Annotated in this window: 28 protein-coding genes, 1 pseudogene and 1 other annotated feature; of the genes and pseudogenes, 15 read left to right on the top strand and 14 right to left on the bottom strand. The window is 36.2% G+C overall.

The features are described 5' to 3' along the window. Positions 1-222: 222 nt before the first annotated feature. The gene (gene pckA, locus ACFSCX_RS22490; RefSeq protein WP_377930484.1) at positions 223-1809 is read left to right on the top strand and encodes a phosphoenolpyruvate carboxykinase (ATP); all 1587 of its coding nucleotides are present in this window, start codon (positions 223-225) and stop codon (positions 1807-1809) included. Between the two features lie 103 nt (positions 1810-1912). On the opposite strand, the gene ACFSCX_RS22485 is transcribed toward pckA, so the two are convergent. After that, positions 1913-2155, bottom strand: coding sequence for a DUF2584 domain-containing protein (locus ACFSCX_RS22485; RefSeq protein WP_377930483.1), 243 nt, complete (start codon positions 2153-2155; stop codon positions 1913-1915). 45 nt (positions 2156-2200) lie between these two features. Further along, a complete protein-coding gene (locus tag ACFSCX_RS22480; protein WP_377930482.1) occupies positions 2201-2983 on the bottom strand; it encodes an alpha/beta hydrolase family protein in 783 nt (260 codons plus the stop codon). Between the two features lie 115 nt (positions 2984-3098). On the opposite strand from ACFSCX_RS22480, the gene ACFSCX_RS22475 reads away from it, so the two are divergent. From ACFSCX_RS22475 to ACFSCX_RS22465, 3 genes are all read left to right on the top strand, one after another. Then, positions 3099-4094 carry an ABC transporter substrate-binding protein gene (locus ACFSCX_RS22475; protein ID WP_377930481.1) on the top strand — a complete coding sequence of 332 codons (996 nt, stop codon included), beginning with the start codon at positions 3099-3101 and terminating at the stop codon, positions 4092-4094. A gap of 80 nt (positions 4095-4174) precedes the next feature. Next, entirely contained in the window at positions 4175-4942 is a 768-nt protein-coding gene (locus tag ACFSCX_RS22470; RefSeq protein ID WP_377930480.1) for an ABC transporter ATP-binding protein, read from the top strand. Continuing rightward, entirely contained in the window at positions 4932-5744 is an 813-nt protein-coding gene (locus tag ACFSCX_RS22465) for an ABC transporter permease (RefSeq protein ID WP_377930479.1), read from the top strand. Before ACFSCX_RS22470 ends, ACFSCX_RS22465 begins: the two co-directional genes overlap by 11 nt. Positions 5745-5782: 38 nt before the next feature. Here the strand turns inward: ACFSCX_RS22465 and ytkD are convergent, their stop codons facing one another. From ytkD to ACFSCX_RS22450, 3 genes are all read right to left on the bottom strand, one after another. After that, positions 5783-6253 (bottom strand): RNA deprotection pyrophosphohydrolase, encoded by a 471-nt coding sequence (ytkD, locus tag ACFSCX_RS22460; protein WP_377930478.1) that lies wholly within the window; start codon positions 6251-6253, stop codon positions 5783-5785. A gap of 201 nt (positions 6254-6454) precedes the next feature. Then, the gene (locus ACFSCX_RS22455) at positions 6455-6763 is read right to left on the bottom strand and encodes a hydrolase (protein ID WP_377930477.1); all 309 of its coding nucleotides are present in this window, start codon (positions 6761-6763) and stop codon (positions 6455-6457) included. A 69-nt stretch (positions 6764-6832) separates the two neighbouring features. Continuing rightward, positions 6833-7234: a phage holin family protein gene (locus ACFSCX_RS22450; protein WP_377930476.1), complete on the bottom strand. Its 402-nt coding sequence runs from the start codon at positions 7232-7234 to the stop codon at positions 6833-6835. A 182-nt stretch (positions 7235-7416) separates the two neighbouring features. Here ACFSCX_RS22450 and ACFSCX_RS22445 point away from each other — a divergent pair, with 182 nt between their 5' ends. Continuing rightward, the gene (locus ACFSCX_RS22445) at positions 7417-7674 is read left to right on the top strand and encodes a DUF6154 family protein (protein ID WP_377930475.1); all 258 of its coding nucleotides are present in this window, start codon (positions 7417-7419) and stop codon (positions 7672-7674) included. Positions 7675-7712: 38 nt separating this feature from the next. On the opposite strand, the gene ltaE is transcribed toward ACFSCX_RS22445, so the two are convergent. Then, positions 7713-8744: a low-specificity L-threonine aldolase gene (gene ltaE, locus ACFSCX_RS22440; protein ID WP_377930474.1), complete on the bottom strand. Its 1032-nt coding sequence runs from the start codon at positions 8742-8744 to the stop codon at positions 7713-7715. A gap of 341 nt (positions 8745-9085) precedes the next feature. Between ltaE and ACFSCX_RS22435 the strand changes: the two genes are divergently transcribed. Further along, a complete protein-coding gene (locus ACFSCX_RS22435) occupies positions 9086-9454 on the top strand; it encodes a hypothetical protein (RefSeq protein WP_377930473.1) in 369 nt (122 codons plus the stop codon). Positions 9455-10087: 633 nt separating this feature from the next. Here ACFSCX_RS22435 and ACFSCX_RS22430 read toward each other — a convergent pair. Beyond that, complete coding sequence (locus tag ACFSCX_RS22430) at positions 10088-10645, bottom strand: GNAT family N-acetyltransferase (protein ID WP_377930471.1); 558 nt, start codon at positions 10643-10645, stop codon at positions 10088-10090. A gap of 334 nt (positions 10646-10979) precedes the next feature. Beyond that, positions 10980-11498 (bottom strand): LURP-one-related family protein, encoded by a 519-nt coding sequence (locus tag ACFSCX_RS22425; RefSeq protein WP_377930470.1) that lies wholly within the window; start codon positions 11496-11498, stop codon positions 10980-10982. A gap of 243 nt (positions 11499-11741) precedes the next feature. Here ACFSCX_RS22425 and ACFSCX_RS22420 point away from each other — a divergent pair, with 243 nt between their 5' ends. Continuing rightward, the gene (locus ACFSCX_RS22420) at positions 11742-12731 is read left to right on the top strand and encodes a nuclease-related domain-containing protein (protein ID WP_377930469.1); all 990 of its coding nucleotides are present in this window, start codon (positions 11742-11744) and stop codon (positions 12729-12731) included. 31 nt (positions 12732-12762) lie between these two features. Here ACFSCX_RS22420 and ACFSCX_RS22415 read toward each other — a convergent pair whose 3' ends face one another. Next, positions 12763-13203 (bottom strand): Dps family protein, encoded by a 441-nt coding sequence (locus tag ACFSCX_RS22415; RefSeq protein WP_377930468.1) that lies wholly within the window; start codon positions 13201-13203, stop codon positions 12763-12765. Positions 13204-13328: 125 nt separating this feature from the next. Here ACFSCX_RS22415 and ytzI point away from each other — a divergent pair, with 125 nt between their 5' ends. The 5 genes from ytzI (at position 13329) to ACFSCX_RS22390 (ending at position 17728) form a co-directional block, all read left to right on the top strand. After that, positions 13329-13493, top strand: coding sequence for a YtzI protein (gene ytzI, locus ACFSCX_RS22410; protein ID WP_377930467.1), 165 nt, complete (start codon positions 13329-13331; stop codon positions 13491-13493). 15 nt (positions 13494-13508) lie between these two features. Beyond that, positions 13509-14978 (top strand): amidase family protein, encoded by a 1470-nt coding sequence (locus ACFSCX_RS22405; protein WP_377930466.1) that lies wholly within the window; start codon positions 13509-13511, stop codon positions 14976-14978. A 184-nt stretch (positions 14979-15162) separates the two neighbouring features. Beyond that, entirely contained in the window at positions 15163-16293 is a 1131-nt protein-coding gene (locus ACFSCX_RS22400; RefSeq protein WP_377930465.1) for a DUF2927 domain-containing protein, read from the top strand. A gap of 398 nt (positions 16294-16691) precedes the next feature. Next, positions 16692-17258, top strand: a complete 567-nt coding sequence (locus ACFSCX_RS22395) for a nucleotidyltransferase family protein (RefSeq protein ID WP_377930646.1) — start codon at positions 16692-16694, stop codon at positions 17256-17258. Positions 17259-17398: 140 nt separating this feature from the next. Then, on the top strand, positions 17399-17728 hold the full coding sequence (locus ACFSCX_RS22390) for a hypothetical protein (RefSeq protein ID WP_377930464.1): 330 nt from the start codon (positions 17399-17401) through the stop codon (positions 17726-17728). 179 nt (positions 17729-17907) lie between these two features. Here ACFSCX_RS22390 and ACFSCX_RS22385 read toward each other — a convergent pair. Both ACFSCX_RS22385 and ACFSCX_RS22380 read right to left on the bottom strand, forming a co-directional pair. Next, positions 17908-18395 (bottom strand): annotated as a pseudogene (locus ACFSCX_RS22385) (SRPBCC family protein). Positions 18396-18520: 125 nt separating this feature from the next. Continuing rightward, complete coding sequence (locus ACFSCX_RS22380) at positions 18521-19297, bottom strand: recombinase family protein (protein ID WP_377930463.1); 777 nt, start codon at positions 19295-19297, stop codon at positions 18521-18523. A 164-nt stretch (positions 19298-19461) separates the two neighbouring features. Here ACFSCX_RS22380 and ACFSCX_RS22375 point away from each other — a divergent pair, with 164 nt between their 5' ends. Next, on the top strand, positions 19462-19662 hold the full coding sequence (locus ACFSCX_RS22375) for a helix-turn-helix domain-containing protein (protein WP_026089141.1): 201 nt from the start codon (positions 19462-19464) through the stop codon (positions 19660-19662). Positions 19663-19990: 328 nt separating this feature from the next. Here the strand turns inward: ACFSCX_RS22375 and ACFSCX_RS22370 are convergent, their stop codons facing one another. Then, positions 19991-20428: a hypothetical protein gene (locus ACFSCX_RS22370; protein WP_377930462.1), complete on the bottom strand. Its 438-nt coding sequence runs from the start codon at positions 20426-20428 to the stop codon at positions 19991-19993. 9 nt (positions 20429-20437) lie between these two features. Next, a complete protein-coding gene (locus ACFSCX_RS22365) occupies positions 20438-22531 on the bottom strand; it encodes a polymorphic toxin type 30 domain-containing protein (protein ID WP_377930461.1) in 2094 nt (697 codons plus the stop codon). 567 nt (positions 22532-23098) lie between these two features. Beyond that, positions 23099-23364 (top strand) — a binding site (T-box leader). 66 nt (positions 23365-23430) lie between these two features. On the opposite strand from ACFSCX_RS22365, the gene lysS reads away from it, so the two are divergent. Next, positions 23431-24891, top strand: coding sequence for a lysine--tRNA ligase (gene lysS / locus ACFSCX_RS22360; protein WP_377930460.1), 1461 nt, complete (start codon positions 23431-23433; stop codon positions 24889-24891). 274 nt (positions 24892-25165) lie between these two features. Further along, positions 25166-25708 carry a ribonuclease FAU-1 family protein gene (locus ACFSCX_RS22355; RefSeq protein WP_377930459.1) on the top strand — a complete coding sequence of 181 codons (543 nt, stop codon included), beginning with the start codon at positions 25166-25168 and terminating at the stop codon, positions 25706-25708. A 33-nt stretch (positions 25709-25741) separates the two neighbouring features. Here the strand turns inward: ACFSCX_RS22355 and ACFSCX_RS22350 are convergent, their stop codons facing one another. Next, positions 25742-26704, bottom strand: coding sequence for a TIGR03943 family putative permease subunit (locus ACFSCX_RS22350; protein ID WP_377930458.1), 963 nt, complete (start codon positions 26702-26704; stop codon positions 25742-25744). Between the last annotated feature and the right edge of the window lie 11 nt (positions 26705-26715).

Genomic DNA, 26715 nt, shown 5'->3' with positions numbered 1-26715 from the left:
TATTAAGCTATGAAGAATGCCTAAAAAAGGGTGGGCTATTGCCTAATAAAGAACAAGATGGTGAAATAATGGTACATTTTTGTGAATGATGCGTACAATAACGTAAAATAGTATAGACTATTCACTTAAATATGTTATACTAATTTTCAGAGCGAGTAATCGTTATCATTCACCTTTTTTAGATTAATAGAAAAATTATCAGGGAAAAGGCAGGTTATGAACATGAACTCTGTTGATGTATCAATCAACTTAAAAGAATTATTAAGCGGACAAAACATTTATACAAATTTGTCTGTTCCAGGTCTAGTTGAAAAAGTACTTGCAAGACATGAGGGAGAACTAACAGCAACAGGCGCAGTACGTGCAACAACAGGAAAATATACAGGGCGCTCTCCTAAAGATAAATTTATTGTTGAAGAAGAATCTGTAAAAGATAAAATTGCATGGGGATCAATCAATCAACCTATATCAGTAGAGGTATTCGATAAATTATATAATAAGGTCCTACAATATTTAAAGGATAAAGATGAGTTGTTTGTGTTTAAAGGGTTTGCAGGTGCTGATGAAAAATATCGCCTTCCTATCCAAGTCATTAATGAATATGCATGGCATAACTTATTTGCGCATCAGCTATTTATTAGACCAACAGAAAACGAACTTACTTCACATGAAGCTCAATTTACAGTTATTTCAGCTCCGAATTTCAAGGCAGATCCAGCAGTAGATGGAACTCAATCAGAAACATTTATTATTGTCTCTTTCGAGAGAAGAATTGTACTTATTGGTGGAACGGAATATGCTGGGGAAATGAAAAAATCCATTTTCTCTGTTATGAACTACTTACTACCTGAGAACGGTATCCTTCCAATGCACTGCTCAGCAAACGTTGGTGCTGAAGGTGATGTAGCGTTATTCTTCGGACTATCAGGCACAGGAAAAACAACGTTATCTGCTGACCCGAACAGACGTCTGATCGGTGATGATGAGCACGGTTGGTCAAATACTGGTGTGTTCAATGTTGAAGGTGGATGTTATGCAAAATGTATCAACCTTTCAAGAGAAAAAGAACCACAAATTTTTGATGCCATTCGATTTGGAAGTGTGTTAGAAAACGTTATTTTAAATGATCAAACTCGTCAGCCTGACTATGATGATAATTCTTTAACTGAAAATACTCGCGCAGCATACCCGATTCAAGCCATTGATAATATTGTGGATCCAAGTGTTGCTGGTCATCCTAATACGATTATTTTCTTAACTGCTGATGCTTTTGGAGTATTACCTCCAATCAGTAAACTAACAAAAGAACAAGCGATGTACCATTTCTTAAGTGGTTATACAAGTAAACTAGCAGGTACAGAAAGAGGAATTACATCTCCACAAGCAACATTCTCTACATGCTTCGGTTCACCATTCTTACCATTACCAGCAACTGTTTATGCAGAAATGCTTGGGAAAAAGATCGATGAGCATAGTGTAGAAGTATATTTAGTTAATACAGGCTGGACTGGCGGAGAATATGGGGTCGGAAGCAGAATGAAGCTTTCTTACACTCGAGCAATGGTTCAAGCAGCGCTTGAAGGCGAATTAACGAATGTTGAAACAACAAAAGGTGCTTACTTTGGTTTTGATATTCCATTACATGTACCAGGAGTACCAGATGAAGTACTTCTCCCTGCACAAACTTGGGAAGATAAAGAAGCTTATGCTCAAAAAGCTACAGAGCTTGCGAACAAATTTAAAGAGAACTTCAATAAGTTCACAGACGTTTCAGAAGAAATTCGAACACTTGGTGGACCGACTGTGTAAAATAGAGAAACAGCAATCACCTGATTGCTGTTTTTTTGTATTCGAATGCATACGTTCTAGGTTATATTTGCTGTTGAAACTAACTATCTAATACATCCTTATTCTAATTTGTTGAATTTAACGAAACGAGTTCATATGTAATAAACGTTTTACCTTCTGTTAGTTCTACTTTTTTTATAACACCCATACCGCTCGTATCTGAGTCCTTCTGCTTCCTCACCTCAAGTGGAATATCCAATGGATACAACCGATAACCATCCTTTTGTAAACTAAATATGTTATGATCAATTCGTTGTTCATTACCCTTTGTAACAATCATTGTATTAAGCTCTAATGGCATTCCCATATGATCCCTCCTACGTTTCTTCTAGAAGCTAGTCGCTCCTTCATGTTATTGTTTCTTCATCCAGGTCGTTAAATCCTTCACAACTTTTCTATTCACTAGTGGCGGAAAGTAATGTGTAAATTCATCAAAGTACCATGCTTCAACTGGTTTATTTAATTCTTTTAATCGTTTTTCTAATCGGTAAGAATGTTCAACTGAGACATTATGATCATTTTTCCCATGTATAATTAGAACAGGCGCACTTAGACTTTCTAAAAAGAAAAGTGGCGTTCTCCATTTATACGCATCAGGTACTTTTGTAGGTGTCCCTCCGATTACCCTCTTCATCATTCTCCTAAGGTCTAATCGTTCTACATAGGTTAAGGCCATATCAGACACCCCTCCCCAGCAAACAACCGATCGAATATTTAAATCTATTATACCTGTAAAAAGGGCCATCACCCCTCCTCTTGAGAATCCAAATACATGAATACGATCATAATTCACCTTTGGATGTTTTCTCAATATATGCAGGGCAGAAAGTGCATCCTGCCTGTCCTCCCCAGCAAAATCTTCGTTCCCCTCTCCACCTTGGTTTCCCCTATAAAATGGAGCCATAACGACAAATCCTTCAGAAGCGAATTGGACAATTCTCCCAACACGCACTTTTCCAACGTTTTTAATTCCACCCCTTAAGTATAAAAACCCATCAAAACCCTTACCCTCTTTCGGTTCAGCAAGTAAGCCTTTTACCTTCAAACCTTGGCACAAATAAGTAATAATATGCAGATCTATCCTAGGGTTTGGTGATGGAAATCGCTGCTTCGATAGGATGATACCTTCTTCCATTTTATTCACTCCAAGACATTTTCTAATTTTTTTATAGGCATTCACACATTTTTTTACCCAACATATTTTATTGTAAGTAGTTTACTGCTATTTCACTCTCAAGGAGGATCATTCAATGCGAATTATAAAACTAGGCTTAACTATATTAGTGTCTACTGTTCTTTTATTTGCGTTAAGTGCCTGTGGCCAAAACGATATTCAAAAGGTACGTGTCGGTGAAGTTACACATTCTATTTTTTATGCACCTCAATACGTAGCACTTTCTCAAGGATTTTTTGAAGATGAGGGACTTGAAATTGTGCTACAAGGAACATTCGGTGGAGACAAGACGATGACTGCTTTACTCTCAGATGGAATTGATATTGCCTTAGTTGGCTCAGAGACTTCCATATACGTTTACGCGCAAGGTACCACAGATCCGGTCATCAATTTTGCTCAGTTAACACAAACAGATGGAACATTTTTAGTATCTCGTGAGAAAGTTGAAAATTTTACATGGGATCAATTAAAAGGTAGTACATTTTTAGGCCAACGTAAAGGTGGAATGCCACAGATGGTTGGAGAATTCGTCTTAAAAAAGCATGGAATTGACCCACATAATGATTTAAATCTCATTCAAAATATTGAATTTGCAAATATTGCAAGTGCGTTCGGGTCTGGTACAGGTGATTATGTACAATTATTCGAACCAACAGCTAGCGTATTTGAACAGGAGGGTAAAGGACACATCGTTGCATCATTCGGAGAAGAGTCTGGGCACGTTCCTTATACAACATTTATGACGAAACAAAGTTATTTAAACGACAACAAAGAGATTGTTGAAAAGTTTACTAGAGCCATCTATAAAGCACAACAATGGGTTGAATCCCATTCAGCACAAGAAATTGCGGAAGCCATTCAGCCATTCTTTGAAGATACGGATGTCGCTCTTATTGAAACAGTTGTAAATCGTTATAAGGAGCAAGGCTCGTATGCAACAAATCCTATTTTGGATGAAGATGAATGGAATAATCTTCAAGATATCATGAGGGAAGCTGGTGAACTACCTGTTGAGGTAGATCATAGTGTCTTAGTTGAAACAAAGCTTATTGAAGAAATCATCTCAGAATAAGTATTTACCACCTGAGTCGACTCCCGATGGGTTGGTTCATCTTTATAGTGCCAACCAGATTAGTAAAGGAGATGAATAGATTGAACTTTTTAACTATACAGGGCATCAATCACACTTATTTCACAAAAACCTCTATGACAACAGCCCTTGAAGACATCACACTAGGCATTGAGGAGGGAGAGTTTGTCTCCTTCCTTGGACCAAGTGGCTGTGGAAAAACGACTCTCCTATCGATTATTGCAGGTCTTATCAAGCCAACTGAAGGGGAAGTCATAATCGATAGCCAAAAGGTAACCAAACCCAGTCCTTCTATCGGCTATATGCTACAACAGGATTATTTATTCCCATGGAAAACAATAGTAGATAACGTTTTACTTGGTCCAGCTATTACTAAAACATTAACAAAAGAAAAAAAACAAGAAGCCATTAAGCTCTTAGAAACAATGGATTTACAAAACGTAGATAAGCTTTTTCCAAGCCAATTATCTGGCGGAATGAGGCAAAGGGTTGCACTTGTGAGGACACTTATGACTTCACCTAAAATTCTATTATTAGATGAGCCCTTCTCTGCACTAGACTATCAGACAAAGTTAAAACTTGAAAATCTTGTAGCCACAACATTAAAAAACTTCAATAAAACAGCTTTACTTGTGACGCACGATATAGGAGAAGCCATTGCGATGAGCGATCGAATTTTTCTGCTCGCCGCTAAGCCAGGAAGACTCGCAAAAACGTTTTTAGTACCACAGGAGCTAAGAGAACTTGAGCCTTTTGATGCAAGACAGCACCCGAGTTATTCGAAGCTCTTTCAATCTATATGGAAGGAGTTGGACTCACTTGAAACCTAATCACAATCACGTCTCCCTCTTACATCAACAATATATCCATCGCTTAACCGTGGAAAAAAGATGGGTCCGCTTTTACCAGTTGATTATTTTTGTTTTGTTTTTTGGTTTATGGGAGATATCAAGTCGTTTACACTGGATTGACCCGCTTATTTTTAGTAGTCCCAGCAAAGTGTTCAGCTTGATATTGACAAAGCTTCAAGATGGAAGCCTGTTGATGCACACGTCTGTTACTCTCTTTGAAACGGTACTTGGATTTATTTTAGGGACATTACTAGGAACAATTATGGCAACAGTGCTGTGGTGGTCCCCCTTTATATCAAAAGTGGTCGACCCCTATCTCGTGATTCTTAATGCCTTACCGAAGGTGGCATTAGGACCCATTTTAATCGTAGCACTCGGTCCCGGATTTGTTTCCATTATTGGAATGGGAGCGTTAATCTCTATTATCATCACAACTATCGTCATTTTCACATCCTTTAGGGAAGTGGATCCCAATTATATGAAAGTACTACAAACCTTTGGTGCTTCTAGAATACAATGCTTTCGCGATGCCATCTTACCTGCTTCATTTCCAACCATCATATCCACGCTAAAAGTAAATGTTGGTTTATCATGGGTGGGGGTCATTGTAGGTGAATTCCTAGTTTCATCGAAAGGGTTAGGCTACTTAGTTGTTTACGGTTTTCAAGTGTTTAACTTTACATTAGTGCTTGCGAGTTTATTAGTCATTGCATTTTTTGCTACGATAATGTACCAGGGGATAGAATGGTTAGAGAAGAAACTAATTAAACATCATCAATAAATAAAGCTCTCGACTAAACGAGAGCTTTCATTTCCCTTTTAAGCAAAGGACTTCCTAATATACTCAAGACTATATGTTAATACCTCATCCTTCATGATAAAACTAAAGCGAGGGTCATTCGTCACATTCGCAGGAAGGGCACTTAATAAAACGGGACCATTTGTCTCCAAGTAATCTTCTTGTTTCACAAGTTGATCGATGATAGCATAATAAATATTTTTAATAATGGTTTTTCCTTTTCCCGAAACCTTATACTGTCCAATATAAGTAATGGAATGAACGTTACCACCTGTTTCTTCTTTCACTTCACGAATAGCCGCATCCTTTGCTTCTTCTCCGTGTTCAACCTTACCGCCAGGAAACTCAAGTCCCCTGCGAGAATGAGAAGTTAACAACCACTTATCTTCATATCTACAAATAACCCATACATGCTTCGGATTTTTGGAAAAAGGGTGATCTTGAAAGGAAAGAATTACTTCATTGTTATAGTGATCGATAAAAGTATGCATACTATCTAGCTCCAATTTCAAACGTTTGTTATGATGATAACATAAGAATTCATCAAAAACTAACTAGAAATACTCCATCATTTCCTTTATTCTATATGTAAAGCATATATAGAGATGTGATATGGACGAATTATTCACCTCTCTAAACGGTATGATTCATACTTGTCTTGAACTAAAAAGAAGGCCACTGTTGTGACCTTTCTAATCCTTCAATATTCCTTCCTGATCAATATGCTCTCTCGTCTCTTCATCACCAAGTTCATAAATTAATCCGTAAACCTTTTGAATGGTCTCATCATATGCATCATTCGTTGGATCGTGATGGTACTCGATATATGGAGTGTGAGCACGGAAAAAGCCTTGCCAATCTGAAGAATAGATTTGATCAAAATATTCGCGTAGCTGAACAATTTCTTCGTCGGTTGCCTCAATTTTGTAATTCCATGGAGATGCTGTGCTTATTTGAGATATTTCTCCTCTTGCAAGGGAAATGTAGTACGTTTTCTTCACTGTCTCAACTCCTTACACCGTTACATGTTACTACTGTTACTTTTTCCAATAGCAGAAAAAATATTCTGCTTACTTCTTGTTTGATTTCGTCTTTAAAAGCTCAATTGCTTTTACGAGAAATGAGGGTACTGGCAATCCAACCCTTCCTGCATTTTCGATAATGGATAATGTCTCATTAACTAAATAAAAAAAGATAGTCGCATCCCTTATCATATGCTGTTCGCCTATTGCCACATCTATGGCATGAGCAACAGATACTAATGCAAAGATTATAACTTTTTGAGCAATGCCTTTAAATCCAAGCCTGCTCGAAAGTTTTCCTTCTATACCAGATGCGATGATCCCTGTGATAAAATCCAATATGATAATTAATGTTAATATAGATAGTAAGGATCCCCAGCCTCCAAACATAAATGACGTAAACGAACCTACTATGGATAACAGGATTGTAAATGGGACTTCAAATTTCAAATCATCTCCCTCCTTTTCCATTGTTTGCTTGTCTAAAATGAGGGATTTAATGCTAACACATTATGAAGTATCATCATAGACAAGTCTTCACCATATACTATTCGAAATAGAAAAAATCGTAAGGGTAAAGAACCTACTTAATGCGCAAGGTAGATAATAGTACATCATTTGAGGTGAAAAACATGAAATTTGTTGATGAATTGTATGAAATGTATAAGCACCATTTTACAGGCGATGAGGAAGATATCGATATTATTGCATTTTCTGTTCTAGAGCAACTTAACAAGAAAAGTTTATTGAATCTATTACATGAATTAGACGATCAGGAACTATATAATCTCGTTGGACTATACCTAATTGAGGGATTAAGGGGAAAGCTTGCTCAAGAGGGACTATTAACAATGTCTGACGAAAGATCAGAAAAAAGGACCATTCATTAAAAACATGCAAAAGAGAAAACCACTATTATTAATAGTGGTTACCTTTTGTAAAGAGATGCTAAAGTCGAAATAGCATTGTCTACTTGCTGTGTGGTCACATCATAATGTGTTGTAAATCGAACCATCGTAGGACCAAAAGGAACGGCTAAAATTCCGTGTTTCTTAATATCTTCAATAAATTGTGCTGAGGTTATACCTAATGTTTGAACATCCACTAATACAATATTTGTATCGACAGTATTTACAATTGAAAAAACAGGTATGTTTCGAAGGCCTATTTCTAGTCGCTTCGCATTTTGATGATCTTCACCTAGACGATCTACCATTTTAGTTAAGGCAATATAACCAGGGGCGGCGATTACACCAACCTGCCTTAAGCCACCACCAAGTCGTTTTCTCCATTTTCTCGCACGATGAATAAACTCCTTGCTGCCTGCTAATATAGAGCCAACTGGTGCACCTAAACCCTTGGACAGGCAAACTTGTACGGTCGTAGTAAATTTAGTGAATTCCGTTACCGGCTGATTTAAGGCTACCGCTGCATTGAATAGCCTTGCTCCGTCTAAGTGAAGCGGAATGCTATGTTTTGAGGCTACCTCAAAAATATCGATCATATTTTCAAGTGGAACGATAGCACCTCCTGCGCGGTTATGGGTATTTTCTAAGCAAATTAATCCGGTTTCAGGTAAATGAATATCATCACCTCGGATCGCACTTTCGACCATTTTAGGATCCATTGCACCACGATTTCCTCTAAGCGTGCGTGGCTGAACACCCGCAAATGCTGAGATAGCGGCACCTTCATAATAAAAAAGGTGTGCTTCTTCTTCCAATAATATCTCATTTCCTGGTTGACAATGAGTTAATACAGCAATTTGGTTTCCTTGTGTTCCACTTGTCACAAACAGCGCTGCTTCCTTTCCAAGAATCTCAGCGGCTTTCTCTTCTAGCTTGTTTACCGTGGGGTCTTCACCGTAAACATCATCACCTAGTTCTGCATCGTAACTTGCTTTCTTCATTTCATCTGTAGGCCTTGTGACCGTGTCACTTCTCAAATCTATAAATGACATTTAATCCCCCTCCCTCTTTCTTTGATGAAAACATTATACCACGAGAAAATTTATTTCTAATGAATGAAAATGCTTCCTTTTCCGTATACTAATAATACGATAAGATTTAGTAAGCCATTTTGAGTTAGACCTGAAAAGACACCTTTTTTGGTGTCTTTTTATATTTCCTTTTAAAAGACTAGGAAATTATATATATGTTTCCATAATCGATGAAGATTAAAGGGCCTAAAGAACTATCCCTTCCTCACCCTAAACTACCATCTTTAACTCCTCCTATTTACGTTTTACATAACTTTCCCGATAATGTTAGTAAATACCAATCGTATAAGGAGGGCCTTTTGATGAGGCTGCATGATTTAGTTGAAAAGATAAACAAATCGATGGCAGAATTAGATCTCATTACCGCTAGAGTATATATACAAGAAAACCTTCAAGTTTTAACAGAAAATCGTTCTTTACTTAATAGTAACGCAAGAGAGCTTCTGAGTTTTTTATCTTCTGTAAAAGACACTCCTTCGCAGCCTTTGAATCGAGTGCAGCTTGCAACGATCCAATCTGTAAATGCCTTTGCATCAAAATTTGATGTGAGAGGCATTAAGGTTACACTTAAAGACCATACAGATCTATTCTTAAGAAAAGACATCCACACCTATTTAAATGCTGATGCCCGCGCATTGTTGGCAAGTATGGGGGCTATCTCAAAAAATTAATTCGTTAAAAAGCATTGCCTATACAGCAAAGTTTTTTCGTTTCTATTCAATGAATCTCCTTATTTCTCATAGTAATTTTCATTTTTTGTAGCAAGCTCTACTAGTTCTACTAAAAACCGAGATTGAGGTATTTGCCCATTACAATATTTTTGATTCTATGTTTATCAGGTTGAAAACTACTCAAGATCTGGATCGAACTGGTAATTACGCATTTGTAATTTTTGATAACGATGTTGATTAGGATGACTTTAAAAAGACAAATCAAAATGTAAACCACGATAGTGTTAATGCTGTATGACCGGATTGAATAGAAATTCAAATTGTACCGATGCTAAATAACCTAGAAAAGTATGAAGAACAAAAGCTCAGGGCGCCCCGTTTAGCCTCAAGCATAGCAAATGTTCTGGCATAAAAAAGGGTGATTTTCCCTTTAATTCATGACAGGTTATTTGACCAAGGTAAAAGTGATTTTTCTTTTTCCCTCGAGTAGGATGAAATGGCAAAGATCGTCGCCATTTCATCTTGGCTGGGTGCTGGTGCTGGATTCCAAGTCACTAGCCCATTCTCTTGCTTAAAAATTTTATATTTTCTTAATAATCTAAATAAAGAGCGGGAACTCACTCCCGCTCTTTGTTATGATAGTTGATGTATTGCTTCCCATTCACGGCGCAAAATGCTCATCATGATCCGATCATAGCATTTTCCATCCCGATACACACTTTCACGCATTCTCCCCTCTTGCTTAAACCCGACCTTTTCATATGCTCGAATTCCTCTTTCATTGTATTCGATCACATCTAAGCCAATTCGGTTTAGATTCAATTCATGAAAAGCAAATCGAAGAATTAACTGAAGCGCATCTGTTCCATATCCTTTATTACGATTGGCAGCGTCACCTATTCCAATGGCGAGCATTCCAGCTCGGTTGTTCCACTCGATACTATGGATGACAACAAATCCAACTAATTCATTCTTTTCGATCGTCCGTAATCGAAAATAGGCACTGTTTGAGCTCGATCCAATTTCGGCTTCAAGCTGTTCTCTTCTTCTAGGCAGAGCAATGTCCGTATCTATATTACGAAGATATTCAGCATCCTCTCCCCAGCTAACCATGACATCTATGTCCTCTAGTCTTGGCGCTGATAGTTTTAATAGTGCTCCATGGAATAGATTCGAATAATTAACCGTCATTCTTTTACTCCTTTAAATTATGATATTCACCTCGGCTTCTGACATAACACGCATCGTTGTACGCAATATTCTATCCCCTTTGCATTTTGATAGTTTCATCTTATATAGCTTATGTAAAATTAGCAATGATTTTTTATAAGAAGCTCCCTTATAAATAAGAAGCAGCATCGTTCAAGATTAATGTTACTCTAAACGAGGCGCTTTAGACACTAGTAGTGGCTCCTCGGTTAAAAAACCCTCATGAGTCATGCCATTAAACTCCAATCACCAAAATCTTACAAAAAAAAGATACCTATTAAGGTATCGACTAAGTATACTCCATATAAATAATTTGTTAATGTGCGCCTCCTCCACTGTTTGCGGCACTTTGTCTCCGTTTTTTTATCTCATTTACACCCATTACAACCGCAATTAATTCAAACGAGTTGATATGTCCTGTTGAGTTGGTTAACTGGAATACTGGGGACGAAAAGAATCCACTAACTTTTTCAAATCGAGCAACCTCCTTTTCGTTCCGATCAAGAATTTGATACAGCTTTGAAAACGCTTCTGACTCAATCCGATATGATTCACCTGCATTCGCATAATACTCATATTTCTCCGAAAAGAAGGCAAATTTTGCTTTTAGCTCGCCAATTTCACGTCCAGCCTGGTCAGTGACCATCCACTTATTACTAAAGAAAGGGAATCTTCCACTCAATAATGCATTCCCATCCAAGTCATACACATCAAGACTTGAAGTGAAAGCACTTTTTAAATCAAGTTCTCCAATCTTAACCTTGTCTGAATTATAAATATCAGTTCTACCAGCCGAAAAAAAATTGTCAGATACATATAATACTTCATTGCTCATCCACGTATCACCCCTTATTTTTAATACGATTTAAGTGGGAAAAGGTTTCATTCTGGATAACAGGGATCTTTTTGTGGATAAAATTAATTTTTTCTGGATATCCTGGCTTTTTTCTGGATATATTAAAAAAATTCTCGATATATTTCTTTTTTTCTGGATATCGAAATTCCCCTTCATACGTAGCAGGAATCTAGCTAATAGTTATTGAATAAATCAGTAAAATTATTATTAAGGAGGGATTTTTTGATTATAAAAAACAGAGATGTCCCCATCCGTCTTCTCGCTAACGAAGCCTTACATCGCCGGCTTTCAAAAAACCATCCAAAACGAATAGAAATTGAACAGGATTCGATGAAAAGGCGTGCAGGACACCGCGGTGAAATAGCAGTGGACTACTTTTTAAACTATCTTCCTAAAAACCACTTCTTAATCTTGCAAGACCTGCGACTCCCCATTCAAAATAACTACTTTCAAATTGATACTCTTCTACTAACACCACGCTTTGCCCTTATTATCGAGGTGAAAAATATCACAGGAACTTTATGGTTTGATACCACGTTTAAGCAGTTGATTCGAAAAAATGCTGACAAAGAGGACGGTTTTTCTTACCCAATTACACAAGTAAAGCGTCAAGCAAATCTATTAAATGCTTGGTTCCATGATCATAAGTTACCCCCCATTCCAATTGAATGTTTAGTTGTCATTAGTCATTCCTCAAGTATAATAAAAACAGAAAATACATTTGAGAAGAAAAGCGTCCAAAAAACTGTTGTCCACGCCGAAAATTGCTTAGAATCCATTAACAGATTCAATGAACTACATCAAAAAGAATACCTCACAAAAAGCAATCTTAATAAATTTACTAGATTATTACTTAAACACCATCACCCTCAACCAGTAGATATTCTCTCTACCTATCAAATTGAACCTACAATGATCCTCACTGGAGTTCATTGTCCAAACTGTCATTTTCTTCCCATTCAAAAGGCTTCTACGAAATGGATTTGTCAACATTGCCACACCGTTTCTAAACATGCATATGTTGGAACCATACAAGACTATTTTCTAGTACTCTCACCAACTATAACGAACCAACAATGTAAGGCATTTCTTCACCTCCCATCATCTCATGAAGCGTATTACATGCTAAAATCCTTGAACCTACCTACTGAAGGGAAAAATAAAGGAAGGTTTTACATATGGGACAGGAGATCACTCTTACTACAAAACTAAAAAGAAGGTAGCCATTTAGCTACCCTCCTCATTATTTTCCTAAGAATGCACTTAACATCCAAACATGCTTTTCTAAGCTTTGGTGAATGGCAAGAAGCATGTCCCCAGTTGTCTCATCATCAACAGATTCTGCTAGACCCATCCCGTCTTTTAATTCACCAATTAGTATATTGAAGTCATCTACAATACTTTGAACCATTTGCGATGCCTCTTCCTGACCGTTTGCTTCTTTCACAGAAGAAATTTCTAACACTTCCTTCATGGTGGCTACCGGTTTTCCTCCTATAGATAACAGTCTTTCTGCTAGTTCATCAATATGGATTGAAGCTTCACCGTATAATTCCTCAAACTTATCATGAAGCGTGAAGAATTGTGGCCCTTTTACAAACCAATGATAATTATGAAGCTTCATATAGAGCACACTCCAGTTCGCTACTTGTTTATTTACGATTTGAACTAAATTGTTTGACATCATGACTCTCCTTTATGTAATATTCTACTATTTTAAATTCCCCAGAAACGATGCCTATAAACATAATATTTTGTAAATGTTATTCTTCGAACTCCGTGATAAAATAAAAGTTAGGAGGTGCTAGGTTGTTTACCGTACTTATCATTTCAATTATCGTCGTTATCATTGTCTTATTGCTTAGCGTATTAACCATTAACAAAGGCTATGCTTATAAGCAAACAATTGATCAGCTAGAAGATAATCCATACATAGATCATTCAGAGGTAGAAGAGAAAGAACATAACAAATAGACGGGGGGATACACCATGTTTAATCCTAAACTTGAAAAATTAAAAGTAGAGTGGCTAGTAGAAGCAACAATTGACCAAATTCAAAACGCAATGGAAGCAAAAGAAATAACAGCCAAGGAATTAGTATTGCTCTATTTAGACCGTATTGCATCTTTTAATAAAAACGGTATACGTGTAAATGCTGTCCTTGAAGTAAATCCTGACGCCCTTCATATTGCAGAAGCACTTGATGCTGAACGAAACATGGAAGGGCCTCGAGGGCCTCTACACGGAATTCCAGTTTTACTAAAGGACAATATTGATACAGGGGATAAGCTTCATACAAGTGCTGGCTCACTAGCTCTTCAACACTCGTTTGCTTATCAAGACTCGTTTATTGCAGCCCAGCTTCGTGAGGCTGGAGCCATTATATTAGGAAAAACGAATATGACAGAATGGGCAAATTTTATGGCAGAGAAAATGCCAACCGGATATAGCTCTCGTGGTGGACAAGTTTTAAATCCGTATGGACCTGATAAATTTGAGGTGGGTGGGTCTAGCTCAGGTTCAGGTGCCGCGATTGCTGCAAACTTCGCAACTGTTGCAGTTGGAACAGAAACATCTGGCTCCATTTTAAGCCCAGCGAGCCGAAACTCAATTGTTGGGATTAAACCAACGATTGGTCTTGTCAGTAGAACAGGTATTATTCCTATTGCTCATACGCAGGATACTGCCGGTCCGATGGCTAGAACGGTGAAAGATGCGGCTATTTTACTAAATGCACTTGCCTGCGCTGATGAAGCAGATATCGTTACAATGAAAAATTTGATTGAATATGACTACACTGAATTTTTAAAAGAAGACGGCCTTAAAGGTAAACGAATAGGAATTGCTCGTGAAGGATATTTCGATTACTTGTCAGATGAGGAAAAAGAAATTATGGAACGGGCAATTCAAGTATTAAAAGACCAAGGAGCTACTGTAATAGATTCCGTGACCATTCCTTCAAGTAAAGAAAAATGGGATTACAATGTATTAATATATGAATTTAAATCTGATTTAAATGCATATTTAAATACAATCGATCCTAAGATAGGAATTCACTCACTCTCGGATATCATTGAATTTAATAAAAAGGATCCAGAAAGAATGCTTCGCTATGAACAAAAAATTCTAGAAGAGTCCGACAAAACGAGTGGAACTTTAACCGAATCTGAGTATTTAACTAGCCTTGAAAAAGATCAGTACTTGTCAACAGAACAAGGAATTGATTATGTTCTAGAAGAGCACGAACTAGATGCTATAGTATTCCCGAATAACTTTGGTGCTGGAATTCCTGCGAAGGCTGGATATCCATCTATCACAGTCCCTGCTGGTTATTCTTCCGATAACGGTCCGGTGGGTATCACGTTTACTACTACAGCGTTTAATGAACCGACCCTTATTGAACTTGGATTTGGATTCGAGCAAGCAACAAAGGTTAGGAAACCACCAGTGTTAGAATAAGCATATTTAGATTACCCTGCTCTAGAACCTTCCAAAAATAGGAAAGGGCATTATGTAACCTAATAAGGACTATTTTAGAAAAAGAGAACCACAATCGGTTCTCTTTTTTGTCATATTTCCCTTCATATATTTACCACCTCATTTAACCTTCCCTCCCCTTTATAATGTAATAGGGAGGGATATTTTGAGATATTTTATGATGCTTACACTTTGCTTGCTATTGACCGGATGTATTTCAGAGCCTGAAATAAAAATTGATAGTATAGTAAATGGGGATATTTACTCTAGTGATGTGACCATTCATATCGATGAAAATCAGTCTGATCCATTTACTCTATTATTAAACAATCACCCTATTAAAAATCATCATGTCATTACAGAAAATGGACAATATGAATTAACCATTACATCCCGTCATTTCTGGAAAGAAAAAGTGGAGACTATCACCTTTGAACGAGATGACAAACCACCCGTAGTTCCCGCATTTTATCCAGAAATTCCATCCATGAACTTCAAAGAGGTTTCTTTTCAACTAATTGAAGAAAAGGATGTCACTTATTCTGCCACTATCAATGGAAATCCAGTTGATTTAAACCAAAAATTCACAGAAGAAGGGACCCATACCCTTGTACTAAAGGCTACAAAAGATAATGGCCTCACTTCTTCAAGAGCATACACTTTTATCATTGACAATCAAACGTATTCCAAAGAAACGATAAGTAAGTTTCTGAGCTTTTATTTTTCAGATGACATACAAAATGTTTATAAGTGGACTGAACCTATTGAGATTTACATTCATGGAAAACCAACAGCTAAAGATCGAAGCATCATTCTATCACAGGTTGCTTCACTCAATGAACTGTTACCAATTGATCTCAAAGTAATGGAAGGAAAAGGAGAAAATAGAACTGCCTTATCTAATTTCCGAATCGACATGCACTTTGTTCCCAATAATCGCTTTAAAGATTTTGGATTTGAAGGGGACCTTGTTACCCACAAAGGAGAAGTAGTTGGACTCGCTATTCCAACATTCCATTCTGTAGGGAAGCTTTATAAATCAGAAATCTTAATTGGTACGAATACGCCGCAAAGCGAGAGAGAGACGACCATTTTCCATGAATTTTTCCATGTATTAGGGTTTTATGCTCATTCCGATGAGCGTAGCAGTATTTTGTATCCTTATACTGATACCATGCTAACGAAGCTGAGTGATTTTGATCGAAAAGCAATCGAGATTTTATATAGAGATGATATTCATCCCAATATGACAAAGAAAGATGTAGAGAATGTACTGAAGGTAAGAACAATTGAGTAAAGTAAAGCCGACCTAAAGTTAGTCGGCTTTTTTTGATTAATCAAAAATTTTTAGGATTAATAATAATTTAGCTAACCCGAGCAAATGTTGAATAAGTAAAAAAGGATGAGGTTAACGTTGCTTCTAACTTCTTCACGAAACATATTCAAACACTTGGCGTTGCTGTATCAGCTCGAATTATATCCGGAACACCTGTACCTGGAGACGATGTTGAAGAGCTACGGTGGCACAATCTTGAAGAGGAACTGCCAAACATGGCGTTTGATGTTGATGTTTTTACAATAAAAAAAGAATTTGATATCAGGGTAGAAGTAAAAGAGCAGTTTAAATTAAAAATCCCCTTTAAATTTCCGCTATGCTATTATAGGAATATACGTTCGCGATTGGGGGGAGATTTCATGTTAAGGCACAAAGAAGATGTAATAATGTTAATCCAAAATGATGCTAGGATGATGGAAATAATTAATACTGCGAGTAGATTGGATTTGCCAGATTGGTGGATTTGTGCTGGATTTGTCCGTTCAAAAATATGGGACACATTGCACGGGTTTGAAGAAGGAACAAATACTCCAGATGTTGATGTTATATATTTTGACGATGAAAACATCAATGAGAAGACAGAAAAAAATTTTGAAGCTGAATTAAGGGCAATGCTTCCTGATATACCTTGGTCTGTTAAGAATGAAGCAAGAATGCACGTAATAAATGACCTTCCACCATATACTTCTTCTGAAGATGCTATTTCCAAGTTTCCAGAGACAGCAACGGCTCTTGGTGTAAAGATAGACAAAGATAAAAATCTAATAATTACTGCACCTTGTGGTATAGAAGATGTAATAAATTTAGAGTTGAAGCCGACACCATATTTTAAAGAAAAACAAAAACTTGCTGCGATTTATGAGGAGCGAATATTAAAGAAAAACTGGAAATCAGTTTGGCATAAAATTAAGGTCCATCATATATAAACTTATTCAATAAACGGATGCTTTTGCACAACAGTTTATATTACGAACGTGGGCTAATCTTCAAGAAGGAGATTGGCTATTTCTATTGAAGTTTAGAACAGAATAATCAAACAACTTATTGGGAGGTGTTTTTTTAATTAATGAACTTCATTAAAAAGTTAAATGTAAAGAAAGAGGTCATTTTTTTTATAGTTATCGCTATAATTTTTTTACTATTACATTCAACACCAAGTACCGCAATTAGAACAAAAGTGTTTTTTATGGGGTATCCAAATGCTGCTGTAACATCACCGATTATTGATGATGAATATCATAATGAAGTGGATAATGATAAATTTGCTGAATTAAACGCCAAAGCATATACTCTAACAAAACCACCAATTGAAAAAGCTACTCAAGGTGAGTTAAGAAACTATCTTGTAAGGAAATTTGGATTTTTACATTTTGCTGAATACTACGGAGAAGGTTAAAAACTTTATTCAATTAAATTGGTGCCATTTTTCAAGTGAAGAATGGCTTTTTTCGTTGATAATGAGGAAGTATTATTGAACAACGATAACTATATCACAAGTTATAATAAGACCATTTTTCAGGATATAAAAACCATCTTAATCACTAAAATTTAGATGGTTCATGTAAATATTATTTTTTATGGTTGGCAACATAAATTGCCTTCGCCTTTTTCGAGAGCAGATTTCAAACTATCTAGAACTCCTGACCATGCCATTTGGTGCCAGTTAATTGCATCTATCCAGTCCTATTATCTTTATATCCTACATGATCAACCATTACCTTAGTAGTATTCTCATCGATTGATGCGAAATTTACGTTTACTGTTGTTAGTTCATCCTCACAGTTCATTAATCCCTCGAATTGGTCTGGGCCTTTCCAAGTAAAATGTAGCTCTTTTTCATAAATGAGTTTAGTGATCTTACAACCCTGAGTATTCATACCCGTTCTATTTCCAGGTATAAAATAAAGTTCGTATGCACCACCTTCCCTATCTTCTATTATTGCTTCAGAAGCAAACCATTCAGAAACTCTTTCAGAGATTGTCCAAGCAAACCATACTAAGTTTAAAGGTGCATTAATTGTTACCTCTTTAATAATATTTTTATCATTTGTGGTAGTTGTCAAAAAAATCGCCCCTTCTGTAAAATTATTAAAGCAAGACAGAGAATGTCGGCAACCTTAGGTCGAGCGTTAGTCTCTTAGAGACTCGCAAGGGTACGAAAGCCTATCCATTCTCTATCTGTTAACCGTTATAAAATGGCTTGATGTTTGCCATTCGCTGTTATGTCTCCATAGTGGTATAACCCACTATAAAACGCTTTTCTATCTAAAATCCTTTTAACTTGGACTTTACTAAACCTCTTATCTTGTTTCGTTCGATGTCCTTCTTCATTCAATCGTTCTGCAAGTTGTGTTAATGTCCAAAAAGGATACTGTTCCTTTAAGTCAAACACTCTTTGAACGGTTTTAGCTTGTCTATCATCTATGACAAGGCTTTTCTTACCTTTCTCCACTTTGTAGCCTAATGCGACATTTCCACCTGCATATCCTCCCTGTTGGGCTTTCTTGTTTCGCCCTCTCCCTAGCTTCAAAGAGATTTCTAATCGTTGATATTGGTCTAATAACTCCATTAAGCCATTGATTAAAAAGTCACTAGGGTCTTTCTTGTGGATACTGTATTGTGGTTGCTCAATACTCCGAATGTCCACGCCATACTTTTTCAATTCTCGATGGACTAACACTTTTACAATATCTGACCGCCATAAACGGCTTGTATTCAGTGTGACAACATAATCCACCTCATGGTGGGAGAGATACTCCAACATCTCCTGAAAGCCTATTCTGTCCACTTCTAATGCTTCTTCATCTACTTTAGCCCCACTTATACCCTCGTCCTTAAATAAGCGTAAAAGCGTGTATCCTTGTGCCTGACAGTATGCTTTAATTTCATCTTCTTGGTATGCAAGGCTGTATCCATCCCTTGCTTGTCCTTGTGTGGATACTCGAATATATCCGATAACTTTCATGATATTTTCCCCCTCCGTTACACTAATCTCAATTAACGTAACGCTTAGCCGCTATATTTTGTATAAATTCATTGTATGCGGCTTTAGCGATACAATCAACCCCTTTACCGATACAAATTTATTGTGTATCGTAAAAGTAATATAAACAGAGAAAGGGAAATATCATGCCTATATCAATCAAACTTAAAGAAATCCTTAAAGAACGTGACCTTTCACAACGTGAATTGGCACGTATGACAGGGTTACGACCAAATACAATCAGCCATCTTTGTTCAGACAATGTGGACAGAGTTTATTTATCAACATTAGAAACAGTTTGCAAAGTGTTAGACATCGACATTCAGGAGTTAATCGAGGTGGAGTAGTCCTCTTGCTATAATAATCGTTCTATGTACGTAAAAGTTGCGAAAAAATTTAAAAGGCAGGGAGAAAACGAAGGTAAGGTTTTGAAGAATTGAAATGGTGGTAACTGATGATAATACGGTCATTTACTAAAATGATAAATCAATGAATAGGTTATCCATTTTAAAGTGATTGTGCGTACCATAATAATTGTAAAAACATCATATAGGAATTACAAAGATTACTATTATTCTCTGCATAAAAAATTAATTATTCGTCACTGGGTAGCCCCACCACCAAAAAAGAAACCTTGAAAGGTATTATTCCTTTCAAGGTTTTATTAGTGTTATTTTATCGACTACTACACAAATTACTGATAGCGTTATACGCTGCTTCTCTGACAAGATTATTACTATGATTTTTATATTGCTCTAGCAAGTTTAGATAACTTGAGTTATTTGATTGCCCCAACACTTCAAGCAAATTTGATAATGCAAAATCACTTAAATTATCTAAGACTAGAATAATACTATCAAAGTTAAACTCTTTAACTTGTTGGTACATAAACACTAAAGTTATAGCTTCTGATATTTGGTCTTTCAGCTTACTATCATTCTCAGTGTGTATTTTTGATACAAGGAAATTTAAAATTTCATTTAAATTATCAATATTGTAATCCTTGTATTCGTAACTCTCCAATATGTCACACAGTTCATATAATACTCTCTGCTTATCATGGTTATTGTTCCTAAACAAAGTCGTCAGTTTATTATAAATATTATATGTCATACAACCCTCCTAATGTCTTTTTATAGAAATATGGGTTTGGTTTGCGATTGTTTCGTTAAAGAATGGACTGTTTTTATTTAACAAATTGTTTTTATGCCAATTTCCTTGACTATCCATAAACCATTTACCTCTTTGAACTCTCATAGTCCATCCCATATTTGCATTTGAACCAATTGGAGCAGACAAATCTTCACTGTGCATTCTGACCCTCCATGTTGCTCCATCATTCCATTTGTACTCAACACCTTCTTTAATATTATCAGTTGGTGTTAAATTTCTTTTTTTAGCGTTAGAAGGGATATTGGATATTATATCATCAGCTGCAGAGTTACCTGTACCCTTAATAACAATTGCACTAACAACCTTTGTCCCAACCTTCTTCACAGGATTTACTGCGTATTCTAAAAGTTCAACAGGGGTTCCTTCAAATAATGAATCTGACCATATAACACCGCCAGTATCATAAAATTCAGCATTTTTATTATTGATATCATTACCAAGTTCTGATATCGATCCTCCATAGACACCACTTCCGGGGTCCTCTTGTGCATATCCTGATGGATCAACAAAGTTCACTGGATTATTTCCACTATAAGCATAAAGATTTACCGCAGGAATAACATCCCTCGTAATAAAACGTCCTAAACTAGGGTCAAAATATCTTGCATTTAAATAATACAATCCACTTTCTTTATCGTAAAAATAACTTGCATATCTAAACGGGTTTTCATCCTTTAACAATTTTCCATTGCCAAGAGTTTTTGATCCCGTAGATTTAACAATATTACCATAAGCATCATAACGATAAGAGACAACTTCTTTTCCACTTGTATCCCTAATTCCTAAAATATCTCCACGATAATTTTTTTGGTAGAAATAATTTACTGGTGCTATCCCAGTATGGTCTGTCATAGTTAGGAGACTTCCAAATGCATCTCTAGTGAAACTGTATATTAATTTATTGGTTGTATCTGTAATAAACGCTAGATATCCACCAACATAGTAATAGTTCTCTGTTTTCCCATCTACTGTCTTTGTTGTACGAAGACCTTCATGATTGTAGTCGTAGGTCCCTAGTGTTGCTCCAGTTGAGTTTTCGATACTCATTAAATTATTTTCAACGTTATATTTAAAGCTTAAACTACCATTAGATTCAAGATTCCCATTATTATCATGTACAGATACCCCTGAATCATTGATTAACTCGTTTACACTATTATATTTAAATGTTTTGGTAACTCCATTAGATAGTATAGATGTTATATTACCCATCTCATCATATTTAAACTCTTGAATACTTGTAGGTTCATTAATATAATTGTAAGTCACTTTCTCTATACGATCTGCAAGATCATAAACATAGTCTATTACTGAGCCATCCTGAAAGGTATTCTTAATACGATTCCCATGCTTATCATACACAAAGGATTCATCTGCAATAATTTCTCCATTCTTTTTTTGGACAAAACGGCGTTCGAGTTGATTTAAGTCATTGTAATGAAGATACGTATGATATTCCTGATTTCCGTCAAACGTGATCATTTTAGAAATATTTAGTGCCTCATCGTAATACACTATTGATTTTTCCTTATTAATACCTGTCACAGTTTTAGGTAGACCTGAATCATACGTATCAAAAATTATTGCATTGTTAAATACCGAATGTTTAATATTCGTTAGTGTTCCACTTGGATTATATGCAAAGTTACTCGTTAAACCTGATGGATACGTCACTTTATTCACCAAGTTTAAATCTGGATCCATTTGATAGCTTGTTACTTTGCTTCCCTCTTTCGTCACTGATGATAAGTTTCCTGCTTCATCATAATCATATGACCACTTTAAAAACGTACCATGCAGTACCGATCCTAATTGGTTAAGGGAGTCATATTGAAAGCTAATTTCATTTCCTACAGGATCATTTATAGTTTCAATATTGCCATTATCGTCATGGTATAACTTTGTCTCGCGTACTGTATTAGCCTGATTAGTAACATCAGTATATTCTTTAACTGCAATAACTTCTCCTAGGTTATTGTATTCTGTTGACTCAATAGATAATGGTATCAATTTTCCTTGATTACCTAGCTTAGAATATTGCAATTTTGTTACTAATCCAAATTCATTTCGTTCTAAAACTTCTGTTATTAGTCCAGTACTTGTATCAGTTGTTGTTTGAATTCTATTTAAACCATCATATGCAAAGGAAACTTTATTACCCTAAGAGGAATTTATTATCTCAATTAGTTTTTTATTTACTTGACGATAACCCTTGAAAGTTTCACCTAATAACCGAGCAAGAGAATATACTCCGAAAAAATTTACACCTAAAAACCGAATATGTTTATAGAGAAGAATACATGTGCATAATGATTAACAGCAACTTGTCCTTATCTATCAAGGGACAAGCTCAAATATTGATGTACCAAGCTCGGTCATTAGGTAGGGTTAGTATAGTAACTTCAACATAATGAAGCGTTAATCCTCTCTGAATGAACACAATCGCAGGGCTCATCAACATAATTAAACGAGTGGTAACAACTTAAACCTTTCAAGCATTTTGAAATCTCCAAAATAAAGGAAAGTTCCATTATCTATTCCATAAATATAAAATTTTATTGACTACACCAATTAATTCCAGTAGAATAACTGTTAATTATTGAATAGTCAGTGATAGCGATGAAAAGAAGAGTAATTTTGATTTATTATTTCCAGAGAGCTCCGGTTGGTGAAATGGAGCAATAATGACCAAAATGAAAAAAGACTTGGAGCTTTCGTATGGATCTAGGCTTTTTTGACCTAGTGATGTACGGGCGGGATCTCCCGATATAGAGATAGGGTATACTCAATTTTTTTGAAGTACCTGAAGAGGTTGGTATGGTGACATACCAATAAACTGAGGTGGTACCACGAAGTTCATAACTCTCGTCCTCAAGAGAATATCTTGGGGGTGGGAGTTTTTTTGTTGTCTAAAAGATGGAAAAATGAATGGAGTGAAAGAAATGTACCAGGAACAGACTAGCAGAAGAATCGAAAAACTAGAGTCTCTAAAGGCTTTTGGAATTCAGGCATATCCAGAAAGATTTGCAAAGAATTATGAACTATATCAAGCAGGAAATCTTGAAGATGGAATGACAGATGTAAAAGTGGCAGGTCGAGTTATTAGTATCCGTCATTTTAGTAAACTATTATTTATTACAATCTCTGATATACAAGGAAAATTACAGCTTCTATTGAAAAAGGATGAGACAGGAGAAGAATTATTTCAGCAATTTCTAGATTATATTGATATTGGGGACTTTGTCGGTGTGGAAGGAACGATGTACACCACTAAAACAAACGAGAAAACACTTCGTATAAAGCATTATGTATTTCTAGGAAAGGCATTACACCCACTGCCTGAAAAATGGCACGGGATCACTAACATTGAGCTTCGCTATCGTCAGCGTTATTTGGATTTATTGATGACAAAGGATACCCAAAATCGTTTATTAGCGAGAACACGTATGGTTCGGGCAATTAGAAGATTTTTTGAAGAGAAGGAATTCCTTGAAGTTGAAACGCCTATCTTGCAGCATACCTCATCAGGAGCATTAGCAAAGCCGTTTAAAACCTATCATCATTCACTCGATACTGAGTTAAACCTGCGAATAGCTCCAGAAACCTACTTAAAGAGATTAATCGTAGGCGGATTTACTAAGGTTTTTGAATTAGCTAAATGCTTTAGAAATGAAGGGATTAGCCCACAGCATCTGCAGGAGTTCACCATGGTCGAAGGATATGCTGCCTATTGGAACTACGAGGATACGATGAAGCTTATGCGCGAAATGGTTTTGTATCTTCTAAATCAAACCTTTCAAACAACAACCATTTCGATACACAATCAATCAATCGATTTCTCACTTGAATGGGACGTTGTATCATTTCGGGATTTAATCCTTAAGGACACAGGAATTGATATTGATCTATACCCAAATGTGAAAGATTTATTTCAAGAAACGAGGAAAAAAGGAATTGACCTGGATTACCCAGATGCTGAGTTACTTGGAAGAGGGAACCTTATCGATCTTTTATATAAAAGAAAATGTCGACCACATCTAGTTAAACCGACGTTCCTCATTCAGCATCCAATCGATCTATCTCCTCTAGCTAGGGCAAATGATGCTAACCCAGGACTAACAGACCGATTCCAGCTAGTCATAAATGGGGCTGAGGTAATCAATGCCTACTCAGAGCTAGTAGATCCGCTTGAACAAAGAAAAAGGCTAGAAGCTCAAGCATTACTTAAGAACAATGGAGATGTAGAAGCGATGGAAATGGATGAGGACTATTTACTAGCAATGGAATATGGTATGCCTCCAATTTCTGGCTGGGGGTTTGGAATTGAACGGTTGCTAATGGTATTAACTGACAGCGACACTATTAAAGACTGTGTGGTTTTTCCATTAACGAAAAAAGGATAATTCATCCAAGTAAGGTGATAAATCGTGGGTCGTTTCATCACCTTACTTGTTGTTCTCAAAGCTAAGTTTGGCCAATAAACGTTACCAAATTGTCCTGTATTTGGTCGAAAATTCAGCCGGTAATCTCTTTTTAGGCTGCTAACTGCTGAGATGTTTGGACGGTATTTATCCAATTAAGCTGGGAACCTAAATAATAGTAGAAAAAAGAGGACTTGGTTTACTATTTTCAGAAATGAACATCAGAATGATTGTATTTCTTATTAAAGGAGGACATATGATAAAGAGAAAATATGGAGATCGCTTAAATTGGAAACGAATCTTGAAAAGAGAATACACCCAGCAATTTCTTAACACAAATGATTTTAAAGGGTATATCACGTTAATCCATACCATTCAGGTAACTGAACCTTTATCTGTAATATATGGAGAAACAGAGATATGTATAGTTGATAATGGATATATGTGGCTACAACACTTTCCGCTAGAGAAGAACCATTCCGTTACAACCATGTTTGATGCTAATGGTCAAATTGTTCAATGGTACATTGATATATCCTTACAAAATGGAGAAGAAAATGGGACTCCATGGATGGATGATCTATTTTTAGATTTAGTTTTATTACCGACTGGAGAGATGATCGAAAAAGACGCTGATGAACTAGAAGAGGCATTGTCAAAAGGGGAAATTGAACTCCCTACGTATCATATGGCTTGGAATGAATTAATGAATATAAAAAGATTAGTATACAAAAAGGAGTTTGGTTTAATCAATCTATCTCATACACATAAGAATATTTTGCTTAAGGATTTAAAGTAATACAACGCTCAAGATTCTGAGCGTTGTTTTAACCTAATACGTTTCATATATATAAGGCTGGTCTGGCTGTTCAATTTTTTCTAATTGTTCAATTTGAATATAGGGCAAAGTCCAATCATTATAAATCGTTTTCGTAATGGTACCTGTTACGCGGATCCATTGATCCTCGTTTAATTCTTTTACCATTTCGCCTGTCGATAGAGTTCCATATACAGAGGCATCCGCCACACAACAGGATAAGCCAAAGCGAGCGACAACCATTTGGTCCTCGGTAAAGTTTTCTTCACGATACACAAAGCCAACCATTTCAATTTGTTTTCCTACAAATTTATCTACATTCATATCAATGATGTTCATCGTTTGAATGTACGTTTCTTCTTCAACTATAATTTTATCCATGGCTAGAAGCTTTTTTTCAAGTTCTTCATAGAAACCTTCTGGAGGGGCCTGTAGCTCAAACCCTTCAGGATGCTCTAATGGAGCGTCGGGTGGTATTTTACTCTCATCGATTCCTATTGATTCCTCTAACTGAGCGATGTACTCCTCAGGGTCATCCAAATATTCTAATACTTTTTCTTCATCAAATTGCTCTAATTCTCCAGCTGCCGTTTGAGGATTATTCCCACTAAACTTCACTCCACGTTTGGCAGCTATGGATGAATCGATCACTACATCTGAGAAAAGGAATCCAGTCACGACAGGAATGATAAAAATAGAATATATAATAATAGATTTTAACGCATTACCTGAAGCGCCATGATCTACTCCACAATCACAGTACAATTCGTCTTTATCCTTTGAACTACTTCTCCATACTTGTATAACTCCTAGTAGTAAAAAGGTAAGCGTGGCGAAATAAATAAACGGCATCATTCTTGGAGCGATAAAATTGAAGATATCTCCAGATAAAATCAGCTTAAATGATAACATGGAAAAACCAATTAATATAATCCCTCTTATATATAAGTGAAAGCTGTAATCTCTTGTTTCTTGCATGATAAACACCT

Source organism: Bacillus salitolerans (assembly GCF_042680805.1).
Lineage (GTDB): Bacteria > Bacillota > Bacilli > Bacillales > SA4 > Bacillus_CJ > Bacillus_CJ salitolerans.
The sequence above is the reverse complement of the archived record's forward strand: the minus strand, read 5'-3'. Positions and strand labels throughout refer to the sequence as shown.

Excerpts from the sequence above, each read along its gene's own strand:
- ACFSCX_RS22355 (WP_377930459.1), top strand. The coding sequence starts at position 25,166 with ATGATAAAGAGAAAATATGGAGATCGCTTAAATTGGAAACGAATCTTG.
- ACFSCX_RS22395 (WP_377930646.1), top strand. The coding sequence starts at position 16,692 with ATGTTAAGGCACAAAGAAGATGTAATAATGTTAATCCAAAATGATGCT.
- ACFSCX_RS22415 (WP_377930468.1), bottom strand. The coding sequence starts at position 13,203 with ATGTCAAACAATTTAGTTCAAATCGTAAATAAACAAGTAGCGAACTGG.
- ACFSCX_RS22425 (WP_377930470.1), bottom strand. The coding sequence starts at position 11,498 with ATGAGCAATGAAGTATTATATGTATCTGACAATTTTTTTTCGGCTGGT.
- ACFSCX_RS22475 (WP_377930481.1), top strand. The coding sequence starts at position 3,099 with ATGCGAATTATAAAACTAGGCTTAACTATATTAGTGTCTACTGTTCTT.
- ACFSCX_RS22480 (WP_377930482.1), bottom strand. The coding sequence starts at position 2,983 with ATGGAAGAAGGTATCATCCTATCGAAGCAGCGATTTCCATCACCAAAC.
- ltaE (WP_377930474.1), bottom strand. The coding sequence starts at position 8,744 with ATGTCATTTATAGATTTGAGAAGTGACACGGTCACAAGGCCTACAGAT.
- ACFSCX_RS22405 (WP_377930466.1), top strand. The coding sequence starts at position 13,509 with ATGTTTAATCCTAAACTTGAAAAATTAAAAGTAGAGTGGCTAGTAGAA.
- ACFSCX_RS22380 (WP_377930463.1), bottom strand. The coding sequence starts at position 19,297 with ATGAAAGTTATCGGATATATTCGAGTATCCACACAAGGACAAGCAAGG.
- ACFSCX_RS22435 (WP_377930473.1), top strand. The coding sequence starts at position 9,086 with ATGAGGCTGCATGATTTAGTTGAAAAGATAAACAAATCGATGGCAGAA.
- lysS (WP_377930460.1), top strand. The coding sequence starts at position 23,431 with ATGTACCAGGAACAGACTAGCAGAAGAATCGAAAAACTAGAGTCTCTA.
- ytkD (WP_377930478.1), bottom strand. The coding sequence starts at position 6,253 with ATGCATACTTTTATCGATCACTATAACAATGAAGTAATTCTTTCCTTT.
- ACFSCX_RS22370 (WP_377930462.1), bottom strand. The coding sequence starts at position 20,428 with ATGACATATAATATTTATAATAAACTGACGACTTTGTTTAGGAACAAT.
- pckA (WP_377930484.1), top strand. The coding sequence starts at position 223 with ATGAACTCTGTTGATGTATCAATCAACTTAAAAGAATTATTAAGCGGA.
- ACFSCX_RS22350 (WP_377930458.1), bottom strand. The coding sequence starts at position 26,704 with ATGCAAGAAACAAGAGATTACAGCTTTCACTTATATATAAGAGGGATT.
- ACFSCX_RS22375 (WP_026089141.1), top strand. The coding sequence starts at position 19,462 with ATGCCTATATCAATCAAACTTAAAGAAATCCTTAAAGAACGTGACCTT.
- ACFSCX_RS22445 (WP_377930475.1), top strand. The coding sequence starts at position 7,417 with ATGAAATTTGTTGATGAATTGTATGAAATGTATAAGCACCATTTTACA.
- ACFSCX_RS22485 (WP_377930483.1), bottom strand. The coding sequence starts at position 2,155 with ATGGGAATGCCATTAGAGCTTAATACAATGATTGTTACAAAGGGTAAT.
- ACFSCX_RS22430 (WP_377930471.1), bottom strand. The coding sequence starts at position 10,645 with ATGACGGTTAATTATTCGAATCTATTCCATGGAGCACTATTAAAACTA.
- ACFSCX_RS22390 (WP_377930464.1), top strand. The coding sequence starts at position 17,399 with ATGAACTTCATTAAAAAGTTAAATGTAAAGAAAGAGGTCATTTTTTTT.